The organism is Exiguobacterium sp. SRB7LM (assembly GCF_015712685.1).
Classification (GTDB): Bacteria; Bacillota; Bacilli; order Exiguobacteriales; family Exiguobacteriaceae; genus Exiguobacterium; species Exiguobacterium profundum.
Map to the genome: position 1 here is coordinate 1,920,460 of NZ_VWVR01000006.1, position 15,724 is coordinate 1,936,183.

The window sequence follows — 15,724 nt, forward strand, 5'->3', positions numbered from 1 at the left end:
TTATTTTGTCGTAGTGACGTGAAGTGCGTCGCCTAAGAAAGTAGCCAATTCAAGCATTCCGTAGCGTCCTGCTTTCGCTTCAGCATCGGAATTATAGTTCGTGTTTGTATTGACGTCGTATGCGTAGACGTTGCCGTCTTGGTCTCGAATGATTTCAATCCCCGCAATATCAATCGCATTCGCTTTCAAGAACTGTTCGAGCTTTGGAATGATGGGGTCATCGAATCCTTCGACGATTTCAAACTTCGCCGGCGGCGTCTCCCCGACTGGGCAGAACTGGTCTTCAATCGAGCAGGCATCAGCAGGACAGAGCTCGAACCCTTCCGACGTGTCGACACGGACCGCATAAAGGAACTTTCCGCCGATGAATTCGCAACGGGTGATATACGGTTCCGGGGCTTCGATATACTGTTGAATGAGTGTGATGCCGTCAACCGATTCCTCGAACGAGGGACCATATACATATTCTTTGAGTCCTTCGATCGTATGGAACAATTGGACCCCAAGTCCTTTTCCGGCACGATTATGTTTCGTGATGAATGGTGTCATAGCTAACTGCTCAGCCGCTTCGATGATTTGCGCCTTACCGACTGCCGCAATCGTCTTCGGCACGCGAATCCCTTCACGTCGAAGCGCAGTGTATTGATTGACTTTACTCACTTCGAGGCGGATGGCACGTGTGCCGTTGAACACGGTCCGGTCGTTTGCCTCTAACCAAGCGAGGACGCCTTCCGTCAATTCTGGTGCGTACCGATGCCCACGTGTGTGCGAGGAGGCACTCATCCGATTATAAAAGACACCTTCCGGGGGCATTGATTCGAGATCAATCGTCCCTTGGTCCAAGTGCCACAATTCATATGGCAAGTTCAATTCTTCTAAACGGTGGACAAGGTGGTTCGTCCATTCTTCGTTTTCATGAATGACGTGAATTTTAGACATCATCATTCCTCCTTCTATGATGTGTTTACTTTACCATATTCATAACCGACAATTCCAATGTGTATGGTTTGCCTAATCCTCAATTCTGAAATATCAGACGATTTCATGGTATAATGAACTTAAGAGTATTGTTTCAGAAAGGAAGTGTTGTGTTTGCCCGTACCTGTTATAAGTACTGATGTACTCATTTTACTCTTCGGTCTACTTCTCGTAGCCGGTGTCATGGCGACGCGAATCTCGACTCGATTCGGCTTGCCCGCCTTGATTTTATTTATGGGAATCGGCATGATCATGGGAAGTGACATTACTGGTCTCATCTTCTTTGACGACTCGAATTTAGCGCAGCTGATTGGAGTCGCTGCCTTGATTGTCATTTTGTTTGAAGGGGGTCTTCAAACGAAATGGTCATCAATCCGGAGCGTCCTCGCCCCTTCTGCCTCGCTGGCGACACTTGGGGTATTGATTACTACAACAGTAGTCGCCGTGGCCGTTCGTTTCGTATTTGGTTTCGATTGGATTGAATCTTTCTTGTTCGGTGCGATCATCGGTTCGACCGACGCAGCGGCCGTCTTCGCCGCATTTAAAGGAAAGAATATCTCACCAAAAGTCGGTGCGACTCTCGAAGCCGAGTCCGGCACGAACGACCCGATGGCGATGTTTTTGACGATTCTCGCTCTCGATTTCATGATGAAGCCGGATACGACCATTTGGGACGGAATTTGGATGTTCGCCCTTCAAATCGTTGTAGGGGCATTGATCGGCTTCATCCTTGGACAACTGTCTCGCCTCATGTTGAACCACTTGAGACTTGATTCGAGCGGACTGCATGCCGTCCTCATGATTTCTATGGCATTTCTTACCTATGGTGTCACAGCTTACTTATTGGGAAGCGGATTACTCGCTGTCTATATCGCCGCCATGATTGTCGGAAATGCGGATACAGCGCATGAAGTGACAATCGTCCAATTCTCAGAAGCGCTCGCGTGGATCATGCAAATCATCATGTTCGTCATCCTTGGGTTACTCGTCTTCCCTCGTCAACTCATCGAGCCGGACTTGATTTGGAAAGGACTACTCATCTCATTCGTCCTTATGTTCTTGGCACGTCCGATTGCCGTCTATTTATCGACACTTGGCATGTCATTTACGAGAAAAGAAAAGTTGTTCATCTCATGGGCTGGTCTAAAAGGCGCCGTGCCGATCGTCCTTGCGACTTTCCCGCTTATTGCCGGTACCGAAAATAGCCAACTATTATTCAATGCCGTCTTTTTCGTCGTCGTGACGAGCGCCCTGATCCAAGGGACGACGTTGACGCCACTTGCCGAGAAGTTAGGGTTGCTCGGTCCGGATAAAATTCGTTCTCCATACACAATCGCCCTCGTCTCGAGCAAACAGTCTCAACACAAACTCGTACCTTACGCGGTCACAGCAACTTCATCCATGATCGGAAAAACGCTCGCGGACATCACACTCCCACCGAACACCGTCGTGAACGCCATCGTCCGAAACGAATACTTGATTCCACCGAACGGTCAGACAGCCATCGAAGAAGGTGACCTCTTATACGTGCTCGCCTCGATGTATCGTCATGATCAACTCGACCAAACATTTGGTGAAGATGGACTCGATCGAGTCGAATTATGAGAAGATAGAAAATCAGCGCTTCGCATGAAGCGCTGATTTTCTTATGCATGGATTTGCTTTGCCGATCGAATAAGCGTCTCGACATCCTCTGTCCGTCCTTCATGAAGCGCTTCGACGATAAAGCTCCCGACGACGACACCGTCACACGCATTCCCAAGTGACTGTACCTGTTCCGGACGATGTACTCCGAATCCTGCTAAGACGGGAACCCGTGACTGCTCAGTCAATCGAGTTAAGTAGGCGAGAAGCTCGTCCGGGAATACATCCGCTTTCCCGGTCGTTCCTTTGAGCGTGACCGCATACACGAATCCTTCTGCTTTTTCTAAGATGGATGCCGTTCGTGCCTCACTACTCGTCAGCGTGACGAGCGGGATGACGGCGACGTCATGCCGATTGACATCTGCGAACAACTGGAGGCTCTCCTCAAACGGAAGGTCAGGAATAATGACCCCGCTCACACCACATTCGTTCGCCCGGTCAAAGAACGGTTGGACCCCGAACCGAAACACGGGATTCAAGTATGTCATCAAGACAATCGGAACGTTAAATTGATCTTTTCCTTCTATTAAATGGTTCAATACCATTTCAAGCGTCACACCAGCTTCAAGCGCGCGCATTCCTGCCGCTTCAATAATTGGTCCATCCGCCACCGGATCGGAGAATGGGATACCGAGTTCAATCGCCGTCGCCCCCATCCGCTCTAGTTCCACAATGGTCGGAATCAGTCGCTCCATCCCGCCGTCACCGGCCATGATATACGGAACGAACGCCGCTCCTTCTCGCTGTCGAATCGCTGTCTCTAGTTTCATCGTGTCGCCACCTTCTCTCGGATTGTATGGACGTCTTTGTCTCCGCGCCCTGATAAACAAATCACCAGTGTATCGTCTTCTCCCATCGTCTTCGCGAGCGTCTCTGCATAAGCGAGGGCGTGTGAAGACTCCAATGCAGGAATGATTCCTTCTTGTCGGCTGAGTGCGAGACACGCGTCGAGTGCCTCGTCATCCGTGACGGCCGCATAGCGCACCCGCTCAATATCTTTCAAGAAACTGTGCTCCGGCCCTACCCCTGGGTAATCGAGTCCGGCTGAAATGGAGTGCGCTTCCTCGATTTGACCCGCTGCGTCTTGCAAGACATACATGAGCGACCCGTGTAAGACACCGACTTCCCCTTTTGTGAGGGTCGCTGCGTGTTTATCCGTATCGATGCCACTTCCAGCCGCCTCGACACCGTAGAGCGCGACCGACTCATCGTTCAAGAACGGATAGAACATGCCCATGGCGTTGCTCCCTCCGCCGACACAAGCGACGACGGCGTCCGGGAGGCGTCCCGTCTGTTCAAGGATTTGCCGACGTGTTTCTGTCCCGATCACGCTTTGAAAATCACGTACCATCTGCGGGAATGGATGCGGTCCGAGAACGGAACCCATCACATAGTGCGTATCGTCGACATGTTTGACCCAGTAACGGAGCGCTTCATTGACGGCATCCTTCAACGTACGACTGCCTGATTTGACAGGAACGACTTTCGCCCCGAGTAATTCCATCCGAAACACGTTCAATGCTTGGCGTTCAACATCGACCTCACCCATGAAGATGGTACATTCTAAATCGAGTAATGCACATACTGTCGCAGTCGCAACACCATGCTGACCCGCTCCCGTCTCGGCAACAACTTTTTGTTTGCCCATCCGTTTCGCAAGGAGCGCCTGCCCAATCGTGTTGTTGATCTTATGGGCACCGGTATGGTTTAAGTCTTCACGTTTCAAATAGACGTTCGTCCCGAGACGGCGACTCAGGTTCGACGCATAATAAAGTGGCGTCTCACGTCCCACGTATTCACGTAATAAAGAAGAGAAGCGTTCTTGAAACTCAGGATCTTGCTTCGCTTCTTCATAAGCGACCTCTAATTCTTCGACCGCCTGCATGAGCGTCTCCGGAATGTACTTTCCACCATATTGTCCAAACTTCCCGTTCACTGGTTGTGCATACATCATAGTTCCTCCTTGGCGCGTTGAATGAACGCACGAATTTTTTCGATATCTTTCACACCGTCCGTCTCGACACCGCTCGAGACATCGACGCCGTCTGGTTGGATGAGTTGAATTGCTTGTCCGACATTGTCAGGGGATAGCCCGCCCGCTAGCCAAAACGGACGTTGCGGCCGGTCCATTGTGCCCCAATCTAAAATCTGTCCACTCCCTGGGGTCGGATGGTCGATCAAACGCACATCTGCCGTCTCCTCGGTCGACGCATCGATGATGGGCAATCCGAAGGTACGGAGTTGTTCGATTGACTGCGTCCGATGGTGAATTTGTAAATCCGTCAGCCCTACGTCCAGCGTTTCCTCGATCTCTTCCATTGAAGGACTTAAAAACACACCAACGATCCGAACCGATTGTGGGATATGTGCAGCTAATCTCTTCGCAGTCGTCACGTCGATTTGTCGAGAACTCGGGGCGAAGACGAACCCGATTGCATCCGCTCCCGCCTCGACCGCCGCCTCAACAGCTTCCTTTGTTTTTAGTCCACAGATTTTAACGAACATGTTTTCAACTCCTCGAGTAACCGGGTCGGGTCCTCTTCACGCATTAGTGCTTCCCCGACGAGAATGGCGCTTGCCCCAGCTTCTTGTAAACGTGCAGCCGCCTCGACCGAACTGACCCCGCTCTCGCTGACGAATGTGACCTCAGGATAGCGTTTCATCAAATCAATCGATGTTTCGAGGGATACCTCGAACGTTTTTAAGTCTCTGTTATTGATGCCGATCAACACGTCATCAAGTTCGAGGGCGATGCATAACTCCGCCTCATCATGTACTTCGACTAAGACGTCGAGACCGATGGAGCGAGCGTATCGCGTCAACTCCTGAAGACGTGTCGGATGGAGTGCCGCCACGATCAAAAGTGCCACACTCGCCCCGTAATGCTTCGCATAGTCGAGTTGTCGTTCATCGATGATGAAATCTTTACAGAGCACCGGGATGGTGACGACATCGGCAACTTGTCGCAAGTCGTCAAAAGAACCTTTAAAGTACGTCGTGTCTGTCAAAACGGAGATCATCGTCGCACCAGCTTTTTCATATTGACGTGCCCGTTTAGCGACGTCGACCGTCTCCCGAATCATTCCTTTCGACGGGGACGACCGTTTGATCTCTGAAATGATATGGAATCCCTCGCTCATCACATGTAAGAGAGAGATTGGCTTCGTCACGGGGACATCGATGGGCTGCATGCCGCTAACCTCTTCTATTTTCGTTCCGATGATTTTCGTTAAATAACTCATGCTTCGACCTCCGTACGTTGTAAGTTTTGTAATACGCGTAAGGCGTGCCCTTCATCGATACTACGTTTTGCTTCTTTCACTCCTGCACGAAGCGTTGCGGTCGTACCATACGTGCAAAGGGCAAGTGCCGCGTTTAATAAGACGACGTCGCGTGCCGGTCCCGACTCTCCATTCAATACGGCAAGAAGTGTCGCGGCGTTCTCTTCTGGTGTGCCTCCACGTAGCGCTTCAAGCGGTGCCCGCATCAAGCCGACATCTCGTGGGTCGACCGCATAACGCGCCGTCTGTTCCCCATCAAAGAAGTACACGTCGTTCACACCGGCGAGACTCGCTTCATCGAGTCCACCTGCTCCATGGACGACCATACCGCGCTCCACCCCGAGATGACGCATCGCGGTCGCCATCTTCTCGAGTAACGATGGATGATAGACACCGACAAGTTGTCGTTTCGGACGAAACGGGTTCGTTAACGGTCCGATTTGGTTGAAGATGGTCGCCGTCGCGAGCCGTTTCCGGACCGGCATGACATGCTTCATGATCGGGTGGACATGCTGGGCGAATAGAAAACTGAGATTCGTCCGTTTCAAGTCAGCATGTACTTCTTCTGCCGTCTTCACAATCGGAACGTTCAATGCCTCTAAGACGTCCGCGCTTCCTGATCGACTCGAGACGCTTCGATTCCCGTGCTTGGCGACCGGAATCCCAAGACCCGCCAGGACAAAGGCGACGGTCGAACTGATATTAAACGTATGCGCCCCGTCGCCGCCGGTACCACAAACATCTAGTACGGGTAAATCACTTTGGGGGAACTGTGCCGCTTCACGAATGTATGCTGCGAGTCCTGCCATCTCTTCTGCTGTCTCACCGCGCTCTTTCATCGCCAGCAGCACTCGTTCGATTTGCGCTTCATCCGCTTGGAACATCTCGCTCGCTGCCACTTTCATATCTGCTGTTGATAATGCGTTTGTCTCCAATTGTTGAATCATCGTCTGTTCCCCCTCTAAAAATGTGTATAAAAAAACTCCATACGACAGTCGTCGTATGGAGGACGGTTCAATACCGCGGTGCCACCTCTCGTTGATTTCAAAGAATCCACTCTCCGATGCAATCACATCGTATCCCGATAACGGGGGAAACCGTCACGACCTACTCTCTTCAGCCATGCTCTCATGAGCCCATTCACGCGGACGCCTCGGTCAGGATCTCACCATCCCTGACTCTCTGGACGAAACGTCTTCTCGCGCTACTCTTCTCAATCCTCGATTTATATTATTGAAACGAAAAAGGGGTCACCCGTCTCCTCATAGCCTGCGCTATAAGAAGGACGAGTAACCCCGTGGTGCCACCTTCGTTGGTTCCAAAGAACCCACTTCACGGACAATCATCCGCTTCCCCGTGATAACGGTGGGTAACCCGCTAAAGCCTACTCAAAGTTCGGTTTAGAGCTCAGAAGTCCATTCGCGACGTCCCATATACTGATTCGCACCAACCATCAGCTCTCTGTCATACAGGATTCGTCGTTACTTCTCTTCGTCGACGCCTTTATTCGTTTCAGTTAAGTTAATTCGTACTATACAGGGCAGATGAATCCATGTCAAATAAAAAAATTATAAAAACTTTGCCTCTATATGTGCATCCAAAAATGAGAAACCTTCATCGATTTTTCGAATTGACATTGTTTTTTTTCGTCTGCTATAGTCGTCCACAACAACATTTCACTCAGCTAAAGGAGAATCGATTTTGGAAACAAATAAACTAAAGCGCGAGCTGTCCACCCGGCAACTCACGATGATTTCCCTCGGGAGCGCCATCGGAACCGGGCTGTTCCTCGGAAGCGGTCTCGCGATTCAAACCGCTGGCCCGAGCGTGCTCGTCAGCTATGCCATCGGGGCGTTCATCGTCCTCTTACTAATGGGTGCTCTCGCCGAAATGACGGTCGCCCATCCAACATCCGGATCATTCGGAACGATTGCCGAGCGATACGTTCATCCACTCGCCGGTTTTCTCGTCCGTTACTCTTACTGGGTCGCGAACGTACTGGCTGTAGGGGTTGAAGTCAGTGCCATCGCCATCTACATGCGCTACTGGTTCCCAGATGTGAACGGGTTCGTTTGGGTCGCCCTCTTCGGTGGACTACTCATTTACGTCAACGCCCGTCACGTTCACACGTTCGGAACGACCGAATACTGGTTATCCTTCATCAAAGTAACTGCCATTATCTTATTCATCGTCCTCGGTGCCGCCACATTGTTCGGCGAACCAGGATCACCGATTGAGTCAATCACGACAGGAAACGAAGGCTTCTTCGCGTTCGGCTTTTACGGAATGTGGGTGACAATTTTCATCTCCCTCTTCAGTTTCCTTGGAACCGAACTCGTCGCTGTGACAGCGGGAGAAGCGAAAGACCCGGACCAGGCCGTACCACGCGCTTTACGCGCGACCGTGTTCCGCTTGACGTTCTTCTATGTCGTCACGCTCGCGATCATGCTCATGCTGATCCCATGGCAGCAAGCCGGGATCGACCAAAGTCCGTTCGTGCTCGTCATGGAACAGTTTGATGTCCCGTTCGCGGCAGGCATCCTCAACTTTGTGATTTTGATCGCCGCCTTGTCTGCGATGAACGCGCAGCTTTACGCGTCGACACGTATGATGTACTCGCTCGCGGAAGCCGGCGATGCACCGAAAGCGTTCAAAAAAATCAGCAAAAATGGGATTCCAATGTTCGCGCTACTCGTTTCAACAGGCGGGATCGTCCTCGCCGCTTTGCTACAAGTATTCATGGAGTCGTCGTATCCATTCTTGATGGGAATCTCGATGTTCGGAGCTATTTTCACTTGGTTCATGGTCTTCGTCTCCCACTTGTTCTTCCGTAAGAAATGGACTGGGCGAAAACTCCCTGTCCGCATGATGGGATATCCATTCCTCCCATTGCTCGGGGCGGTCTTACTGCTCAGCCTGATGATCACGACATGGTTCACGGATTTCAACATCTTGCTGAAATTCGGCGTACCTTGGTTGATCGGATTGACGATCATCTATTACGTGCGTGAACAAATGCGTAAAAAACAAGATCGTCCAAGCGATATTGAACAAGCCAACTAACGAGTATCCCTTCGCAATCGCGGAGGGATTTTTTACGCACAAAAACTCCTTTCGCAATCGAAAGGAGTTTTCTGGTTGATGCATCAGAAGAACTGACGCGGATTGACCGTGCTACCTGCGCTCGTTGCCGAGTATGAGTAGCCGCCTTTATGAATCTCAAAGTGCAAGTGCGGACCTGAAGAGTTCCCTGTGTTTCCAAGTGTCCCGATGTTCGACCCTTGCGTCACACGCTGTCCAGAGCTGACAGATACCGAGTTCATGTGCGCATAGACCGTGGTCCAAACTTGACCGTTGATCACGTGTGCGATCATGACGTGGTTCCCGTATGCGCCACCCCAACCTGCACGAATGACCGTACCTGTCGCAGATGCGCGAATCGGTGTCCCTGTTGGACCAGCGATGTCTACACCGTTATGGAACGTGTAACCAAACGCACCGCTCGCCGGACCCCATCCTTGTGAGTAGCGTCCTGAAGCCGGTTGAATGAACATCGAACTAGACGGAGCTGGCGTCGATGTCGTCGGCGCCGGTTTTGACTCTGGTTTCGGAGCTGGCGTTGGAGCCGGTGCCGGTTTTGGAGCTGGCGTTGATGCCGCCGTGTTGTTTGAAGACGACGAAGACGGGGTATTCGATTTATTGTCTTGCTTTTGTTGAGCAGCTTGACGAGCTGCTTCCGCTTCTCGTTCTGCCTCTGCCTGACGGGCAGCCTCAGCTTGACGTGCAGCTTCTGCTTGGCGGGCTTCTTCCGCCTTACGTGCCGCCTCTTGACGAGCTGCTTCTTCCGCACGACGACGGGCTTCCTCTTCTTCCCGACGCTGCGCTTCGATTTCAGCCGCGATTGCCTGTTCTTGAGCGACTAATGTTGCTTCAATCTCTTGAAGGTCAAAGATTTGCGATTCGAACTTGATGTTCTTCTCTTCAAGCTCTTTGATGCGTTTTTCACGTTGCTTCATTTTCTTCTCAAGCTCGGCTTGACGCACTTCGAGTGCTTTTTGTTGTTCAAGAAGTGAAGCACGCTCTGCTTTCAAGTCAGCCTGCGCTTCTTTCAACGAACGCTGTGTCGCTTCATAGTCATCAAACAACTCTTGGTCACTACGCTGAATCGTTCCAGCTGTGATCATACGTGTCACGAGATCAGAGAGATTTTTTGAACCGAAGATGAACTCAGCCCAGTTGATTGAACCGCCACCGTTCTTTTGCATCGTGGCCATACGCTCTTTCATCATCGCTTCTTGCGCCTTCATTTTTTCTTGGTAATCTTTAATATCGGCTTCAAGATCCTCGATCTTCATCTCGGTGCGCTTGATTTCTTGGCGTTTCATGGCGACATCATTGATGATGTCTTGCAATTGTGCGTCCATTTTGTTGACCTCAGCCTGAACTTTTGAAATCTCTTCCTTGTTTCCTTCAATTTTTGAAGATGTTTCTGACTGGTCTTTTTTCACACTGTCGCGCTTTTCTTTTACTTTTTGTTGTTGTTCTTGCTTCTCTTTAATCGAAGTCGATGCATCCGCAACTGTATGTGTGCTGATGAGCATCACACCGAGCGTCAACGTCGAGACTGTGCGTTTCCAATTCATGAATGGGGTACATCCTTTCTTAAATGATAAACGTGAGTACCTACTACACTACATATTTAAAGCCGTTTCAGTATGTAACAAAAACGATCATTTGGTTGAGTTTCAACACGACTAATTATATCTAACTGATAGATATTTTCCTGTTAAAGTTATATTTCAATTTTATTACGCAAGAACAAAGGTGCGGACAATGAATGCATAGAACTTATTATTTACCAATACCTTTTTAGACTGTTCGATTTGACATCTTTCTGTAATGTTTTATGTAAATAGAGAATTATTTACCTTATTTTAAAATAATAAGCGAATAGGGCTGTATATCCCTTTTCCAATTAATAGGATGACTCATCAAAAAAATCCATGCCGTCGCTGCATGTGAACATGAGCAAGGCATGGATATCGAATAAATGGATTCTCAAGTTATAGTTTCATCGCACCGACGATGACAAAGATCCAGGCAGCGATGAATAACACGCCGCCAATCGGTGTCACGGCTCCGAGTTTTGTAATTCCCGTCAATGCCATGACGTACAAGCTTCCTGAGAAGAAGACGATCCCCGCAAACATGAGCCAACCGGCCACGTTGAACTGGCTGATGCTCACGCGCATGAGGAGCGCTGCAATCCCAATGATTCCAAGCGCGTGCACCATATGGTAGAGCACACCTGTCTGCCAGTTTGCCAACATGTTTGGCGCCAATCTCTCTTTTAGCGCATGGGCGCCGAATGCACCAAGTGCCACACCGAGTGCCATCAATCCGGCACCGATCATTAATAATATCTTCATTTCCGTTCCCCCTTATCTGACTTTTCGTGCTGGTAAATTCCACTTCCGATAGTAGGATATCACTCGAAGTGTCGCGACGACAATTAAAAGCGCGTACACAGCAAGACCGCCTTCGAGCTTGAAGTAATACGTAATGACCGCAATGAGAATCGCCCAAATCGCATACACCTCAGATTGTAAGACGAGAGGCTTACGTCCTGCCAATAAGTCCCGGACCACACCTCCGCCAACGCCAGTCAAGACAGCCGCCGCAATCGCAGCAGATAAAGGTAAATCAAGCTTGATTGCGACCTGCGCCCCTTGAAAGGCAAAAGCGACGAGACCAATGGCGTCGACAATGACACCCCAGCGTTCCCAATGTGGCAATACGACACTCGGGAGCAGGAAGATGAGGAGTGCGACCAGAAAACATAAAATAAATAAATCATTCTGTTGCCAAATTAAACTGACGGGGTTTCCTAACAGGACGTTTCGGATCGCGCCGCCTCCGAAGGCGGTGATAAACGCCAGTAACCAAACTCCAAAAATATCGTATTTTTCATCCATCGCAATGATGGCTCCGCTCGCCGCGAACGCAATCGTTCCGACGACGTTGAGCAATTCCCACTCCATGAACATCCCTTGCCCTTTCTTCAACGCATTGTATGGTAAAGTATAGTTACAAAAATTCAGGTCAGTCGTGCGACTGTCGTAAAGGATGTCGGTATTACAATGAAACGTATCGCTTTGTTCCGCATATGGATTATCGTCACCATGTTCGCCCGATTCATCATTCGGCTGTACGCCTTTTCACGCAAACAACAACAAGGTGTCGCCACGACAGAAGAATATGAAGCACTGATGCTCAAGCTCGCGCGTGAGTATAAGCGTAACGCGCTACGACTCGAGGGCTTGTTAATCAAACTCGGACAATTCTTATCAATTCGTGCAGACTTGCTACCACCCGCCGTCTTGAACGAGCTGTCAGAGCTCGTCGACCGTGTCCCGACGTCTGGTTGGGAGAAGTCGCGCGCGATTCTAGAGGCAGAATGGGGCGTCCCATATACCCAAGTCGTCAAAGACGTCGGCATCGACGCCGTCGCCTCGGCTTCCATCGGAGAAGTATATGGTGCCACGCTTCTTGAAAACGGCAAACGGGTCGCCATCAAAATCCAGCGTCCGAATATCGAAAAAATCATCCGAACCGACTTCCGTGCGATGCGGATTGTCACATCGATGTTAAAGCGGACATCCCTCGCTAAATCAACCGACTTAGATAGCTTATATCGCCAAATGATTTTTGTCATCGGGGATGAACTAAATTTCCAAACTGAATTAAAAAACGCCCTGTATTTTAAAGCCAAATACGCCGATAACCGAGACGTTTACATCCCGGACTATCACGAACATCTCTGTACGAACCGCGTCTTGACGATGGACTGGGTCGACGCACGCCGAATCACCGACCTCGCCTTTTTAAAAGAAAATGGAATCGACCGTTCCGCCCTAGCTGAACGACTCTTCACACTCGCTGCCGAACAGCTATTGTTTGGTGGGCAGTTCCATGCCGATCCACACCCCGGAAACGTCCAAATTCGAGCCGATGGCACCATCATCTTACTCGATTTCGGTATGGTCGGACAGACAACGGCGCAAGACATGACCACGATTCGGAATATCTTACAGGCGTTCATCTCGCTCGACTATGATAGCATCGTCGATGGATTAGAAGACTTGCGCTTCCTCTTACCGACGGCAAACAAACAAAACATTCGCCAAGCACTAGAGAAAGCGGTCACTTTCTACCTAGAAACGGACATCGATACCGTCGATACGAAATTGATTGAGAAGGTGTTACAGGACATTCAATTGCTCGTCAAAAACGAACCGATTCAGCTCCCGGCAGAATTTGCCTTCTTCGGTCGGGCCGCCTCGACCTTGCTCGGGATTCTGCAAATCCTCGATCCGAAAATCGATCTGTTCACACTCGGTAAACCGATTGTCATCGAATGGCTCGAGGAAGACGGGACAACGCTTCAAAATCGTTACGTGAAGACCGGAATCAACTACGCGAAGAAACTGTTAAACGTTCCTCCACTTCTGGATAATTACTTAAAAGAACCGACACGAAAACGTCTGTCGGAGCAAGCGATGTTCCAACGAAACCTTGAATCCAAGGAACTCTTGCACCGTCAGACGTTCAATGCCATCGTCATCTTGCTCGGTTTGCTCGTCGGCCTACTCGGCTATATTCGACCGGATGAATGGCTCTTCTGGTCAGGTGGCGTCGTCTCCGTTTTAGCTTATTTCAATTGGAGACGCCTCGGACGAAAGATTCGTCATTTGGCACGCCAAGACTTTCGAGTATAAGCGAACCGTCACTCTCAGCAGTGGCGGTTTTTTGTTGAATCCATTGTGCGATATAAGCACCGACGTCACGCATCATGCGAGGTGTCGTCCAACCCATGGTCGATACTTGAATGACGTTCGCCTGCTTTAAGTAGTCACTCTCATACTGGACGAGATAGCCTTGATAGGACAGTTGGCGCCCGAGCTCGACCGAGGATAGCTCGCACGGAACTGGAATCGTGATGATGCCAGGTGATTGGGCGGGACACACATCGACCGATAAATCGTTCTCTTGTAAGGCATTAAGCAACGTATTCATCTTTACAGAATGTGAAACGACTTCATCTTCTGTCAACTCATCCAGCGCGATCGCCATCGCTGAGAGAAGCGGTTCCGATTGTGTGAAGGCAATCGGTTGATAGAGGGATAGATCCAAATAGCGCGCTGTATGTGGTGTCGCAATCGCTGGATGCTTCATTGCCACGAACGCGAGACCCGGGGCGTTCCGTAACGCCTTTCCTGAAGAGAAGGTCACGTAGTCCGCAAACGAATAGTCATAGACGAACGTTCCGACGGCACTGATCGCATCAATGGCGACAACGCCTTGCCATGTATGAAGCGGGGCAAGGTTGATTAAAATCCCTAACGATGTCTCGCAATGAACCGTCCATACCCAGTCTGGTGCAATGCGCTCAAGTTGCGAAATATCCCATTGTCCCTCTTGGTCCACTGCGACCACGTCAAAAGACAGACCGACACGCCGGGCATGGTCAATCAAGCGTTCTCCAAATTCACCCGCATTGAAAATGAGGCCGTGTCCGTCCAATCGAGCCGCGACCGCATCGTTAGCGACGGTCCCGCTTCCAAGGAGCGTATAGACATGAGGGAGTCCGATTCGTTCCGCCAGTTTTCGTTGTACCGCTTCAAGCACTCGTCCCGTTTCGTTTGAACGATGTGGGCGCGGCTGCATCGAGAGTCGTTCTCTCACACGGTCCGAACATTCAACGGGTCCTGCTAGCAAACTTTTTGGACGTAGGATCGATGCTGATTTGGATTCATAAAAAGCCGAACGCGTCAACATCATCGGAACATATCTCGCTTCGTCAGGACCAATCGGATCCGCGAACGGCACAAACCCGAATCGATGATAGAGCACTTGTTCACGTGTCGTTCCACTGATGACAATACCATCGACATCACGCTCTGTCGCATCGTCGATGACCGCGCGCATCAATCCAGCGAACGTCCGATTGCGTCGATAGGGTTTAGTCACAGCGAGGAGGCGAATCTCAAGCCAATTCCCATCAGGAATGCGTACTCCTTTTTGTTCCAACGAAAACGGCCGTTTGCCACGTAACGCACACATGGCGACCATTTCCCCATCCACTTCTCCAATCCAATATGTATTTTCTTCGTGAAATCGGTCGACAAGTCGCCTTTCCGGATTTGGTGGATGTTGTGGAATCTCTTCAACGAATGTTTCGTAATTTAACCGATGTATCGCTTCAAAATCTGATATTTCGGCTTTTCGATACACAATCATGTTCTTTCCTCCTTCACATGATGATACGTAATCACGATAGCGATGAGTATGGCCCAGATGACATCTTCGAGACTTCCGAAAGCTGCCAACGGTAATAACGTAAGCATGACTAATCCCGTCTCGCGAGAGTTCCCCGTTAATTTGATTAAGAGTAACAAGATAACAAGACCCCCAATAAACCACCACGGCTCATATGCCCATATGATTCCAGAAAAGACGGCATATCCCTTCCCTCCCGCACGGATTCGCCAAAATGGATAAATATGCCCGAGCGTGAGCGCGAACGCCGTCTGCCAAAAATATGGTCCGCTCATCTGTAGGACGAGAATCGTCTTGAGCACGTCGAATCCATAGACGATTAGAAACGCCTTTACTCCACCGATGCGATGCGCATTGCGTGCACCGGTATTCTTCGAACCAGTTGTCGCTAAATCATGTCCACTTAGCACCCCATACAGTCTGCCCCCGAGCAGACTTCCGACTAAATAGCCAATGACGATGATCCACATAGTATCCCCTCT

The 15,724-nt window shown here is 50.1% G+C and carries 14 protein-coding genes and 2 other annotated features; of the genes, 3 read left to right on the forward strand and 11 right to left on the reverse strand.

Annotated features, from left to right (window positions below; translation table 11 throughout):
- Complete coding sequence (locus F3H97_RS10560) at positions 1 to 939, reverse strand: ATP-grasp domain-containing protein (RefSeq protein WP_196431344.1); 939 nt, start codon at positions 937 to 939, stop codon at positions 1 to 3.
- A 153-nt stretch (positions 940 to 1,092) separates the two neighbouring features.
- Here F3H97_RS10560 and F3H97_RS10565 point away from each other — a divergent pair, with 153 nt between their 5' ends.
- The gene (locus tag F3H97_RS10565; protein WP_159563045.1) at positions 1,093 to 2,583 is read left to right on the forward strand and encodes a potassium/proton antiporter; all 1,491 of its coding nucleotides are present in this window, start codon (positions 1,093 to 1,095) and stop codon (positions 2,581 to 2,583) included.
- 41 nt (positions 2,584 to 2,624) lie between these two features.
- On the opposite strand, the gene trpA is transcribed toward F3H97_RS10565, so the two are convergent.
- Genes trpA through trpD form a run of 5 tightly spaced genes read right to left on the reverse strand, consistent with a single transcriptional unit; the run spans position 2,625 to position 6,850 of the window.
- Positions 2,625 to 3,392, reverse strand: a complete 768-nt coding sequence (trpA, locus tag F3H97_RS10570; protein WP_159563046.1) for a tryptophan synthase subunit alpha — start codon at positions 3,390 to 3,392, stop codon at positions 2,625 to 2,627.
- Positions 3,389 to 4,576, reverse strand: coding sequence for a tryptophan synthase subunit beta (trpB, locus tag F3H97_RS10575; RefSeq protein WP_031422059.1), 1,188 nt, complete (start codon positions 4,574 to 4,576; stop codon positions 3,389 to 3,391). The genes trpA and trpB overlap by 4 nt, the downstream gene beginning before the upstream one ends.
- Entirely contained in the window at positions 4,573 to 5,127 is a 555-nt protein-coding gene (locus F3H97_RS10580; protein WP_159563048.1) for a phosphoribosylanthranilate isomerase, read from the reverse strand. The genes trpB and F3H97_RS10580 overlap by 4 nt, the downstream gene beginning before the upstream one ends.
- Positions 5,103 to 5,864, reverse strand: a complete 762-nt coding sequence (trpC, locus tag F3H97_RS10585; protein WP_196431345.1) for an indole-3-glycerol phosphate synthase TrpC — start codon at positions 5,862 to 5,864, stop codon at positions 5,103 to 5,105. Before trpC ends, F3H97_RS10580 begins: the two co-directional genes overlap by 25 nt.
- Positions 5,861 to 6,850 carry an anthranilate phosphoribosyltransferase gene (gene trpD, locus F3H97_RS10590; RefSeq protein WP_196431346.1) on the reverse strand — a complete coding sequence of 330 codons (990 nt, stop codon included), beginning with the start codon at positions 6,848 to 6,850 and terminating at the stop codon, positions 5,861 to 5,863. Before trpD ends, trpC begins: the two co-directional genes overlap by 4 nt.
- A gap of 55 nt (positions 6,851 to 6,905) precedes the next feature.
- Positions 6,906 to 7,133 (reverse strand) — a binding site (T-box leader).
- A gap of 48 nt (positions 7,134 to 7,181) precedes the next feature.
- Positions 7,182 to 7,410 (reverse strand) — a binding site (T-box leader).
- Between the two features lie 242 nt (positions 7,411 to 7,652).
- On the opposite strand from trpD, the gene F3H97_RS10595 reads away from it, so the two are divergent.
- Positions 7,653 to 8,966, forward strand: coding sequence for an amino acid permease (locus tag F3H97_RS10595; protein ID WP_047795620.1), 1,314 nt, complete (start codon positions 7,653 to 7,655; stop codon positions 8,964 to 8,966).
- An 83-nt stretch (positions 8,967 to 9,049) separates the two neighbouring features.
- Here F3H97_RS10595 and F3H97_RS10600 read toward each other — a convergent pair whose 3' ends face one another.
- The 3 genes from F3H97_RS10600 to F3H97_RS10610 form a co-directional block, all read right to left on the reverse strand.
- A complete protein-coding gene (locus F3H97_RS10600) occupies positions 9,050 to 10,546 on the reverse strand; it encodes a murein hydrolase activator EnvC family protein (RefSeq protein ID WP_196431347.1) in 1,497 nt (498 codons plus the stop codon).
- Positions 10,547 to 10,966: 420 nt separating this feature from the next.
- The gene (locus F3H97_RS10605; RefSeq protein WP_074035530.1) at positions 10,967 to 11,332 is read right to left on the reverse strand and encodes a DUF423 domain-containing protein; all 366 of its coding nucleotides are present in this window, start codon (positions 11,330 to 11,332) and stop codon (positions 10,967 to 10,969) included.
- A 12-nt stretch (positions 11,333 to 11,344) separates the two neighbouring features.
- Entirely contained in the window at positions 11,345 to 11,950 is a 606-nt protein-coding gene (locus F3H97_RS10610; protein ID WP_012727503.1) for a trimeric intracellular cation channel family protein, read from the reverse strand.
- A gap of 93 nt (positions 11,951 to 12,043) precedes the next feature.
- Here F3H97_RS10610 and F3H97_RS10615 point away from each other — a divergent pair, with 93 nt between their 5' ends.
- Positions 12,044 to 13,681, forward strand: a complete 1,638-nt coding sequence (locus tag F3H97_RS10615) for an ABC1 kinase family protein (RefSeq protein WP_196431348.1) — start codon at positions 12,044 to 12,046, stop codon at positions 13,679 to 13,681.
- Here the strand turns inward: F3H97_RS10615 and F3H97_RS10620 are convergent.
- Both F3H97_RS10620 and F3H97_RS10625 read right to left on the reverse strand, forming a co-directional pair.
- Positions 13,620 to 15,203, reverse strand: coding sequence for a GNAT family N-acetyltransferase (locus tag F3H97_RS10620; protein ID WP_196431349.1), 1,584 nt, complete (start codon positions 15,201 to 15,203; stop codon positions 13,620 to 13,622). The two genes, F3H97_RS10615 and F3H97_RS10620, sit on opposite strands and share 62 nt — an antisense overlap.
- Positions 15,200 to 15,712: a glycerol-3-phosphate acyltransferase gene (locus F3H97_RS10625; protein WP_159563054.1), complete on the reverse strand. Its 513-nt coding sequence runs from the start codon at positions 15,710 to 15,712 to the stop codon at positions 15,200 to 15,202. The genes F3H97_RS10620 and F3H97_RS10625 overlap by 4 nt, the downstream gene beginning before the upstream one ends.
- Positions 15,713 to 15,724 lie beyond the last annotated feature (12 nt).

What these genes read in the sequence shown, in the direction of transcription:
- F3H97_RS10560 (WP_196431344.1), bottom strand. Translation starts at nt 939, where the DNA reads ATGTCTAAAATTCACGTCATTCATGAAAACGAAGAATGGACGAACCAC.
- trpA (WP_159563046.1), bottom strand. Translation starts at nt 3,392, where the DNA reads ATGAAACTAGAGACAGCGATTCGACAGCGAGAAGGAGCGGCGTTCGTT.
- trpB (WP_031422059.1), bottom strand. Translation starts at nt 4,576, where the DNA reads ATGATGTATGCACAACCAGTGAACGGGAAGTTTGGACAATATGGTGGA.
- F3H97_RS10580 (WP_159563048.1), bottom strand. Translation starts at nt 5,127, where the DNA reads ATGTTCGTTAAAATCTGTGGACTAAAAACAAAGGAAGCTGTTGAGGCG.
- trpC (WP_196431345.1), bottom strand. Translation starts at nt 5,864, where the DNA reads ATGAGTTATTTAACGAAAATCATCGGAACGAAAATAGAAGAGGTTAGC.
- trpD (WP_196431346.1), bottom strand. Translation starts at nt 6,850, where the DNA reads ATGATTCAACAATTGGAGACAAACGCATTATCAACAGCAGATATGAAA.
- F3H97_RS10595 (WP_047795620.1), top strand. Translation starts at nt 7,653, where the DNA reads ATGATTTCCCTCGGGAGCGCCATCGGAACCGGGCTGTTCCTCGGAAGC.
- F3H97_RS10600 (WP_196431347.1), bottom strand. Translation starts at nt 10,546, where the DNA reads ATGAATTGGAAACGCACAGTCTCGACGTTGACGCTCGGTGTGATGCTC.
- F3H97_RS10605 (WP_074035530.1), bottom strand. Translation starts at nt 11,332, where the DNA reads ATGAAGATATTATTAATGATCGGTGCCGGATTGATGGCACTCGGTGTG.
- F3H97_RS10610 (WP_012727503.1), bottom strand. Translation starts at nt 11,950, where the DNA reads ATGTTCATGGAGTGGGAATTGCTCAACGTCGTCGGAACGATTGCGTTC.
- F3H97_RS10615 (WP_196431348.1), top strand. Translation starts at nt 12,044, where the DNA reads ATGAAACGTATCGCTTTGTTCCGCATATGGATTATCGTCACCATGTTC.
- F3H97_RS10620 (WP_196431349.1), bottom strand. Translation starts at nt 15,203, where the DNA reads ATGATTGTGTATCGAAAAGCCGAAATATCAGATTTTGAAGCGATACAT.
- F3H97_RS10625 (WP_159563054.1), bottom strand. Translation starts at nt 15,712, where the DNA reads ATGTGGATCATCGTCATTGGCTATTTAGTCGGAAGTCTGCTCGGGGGC.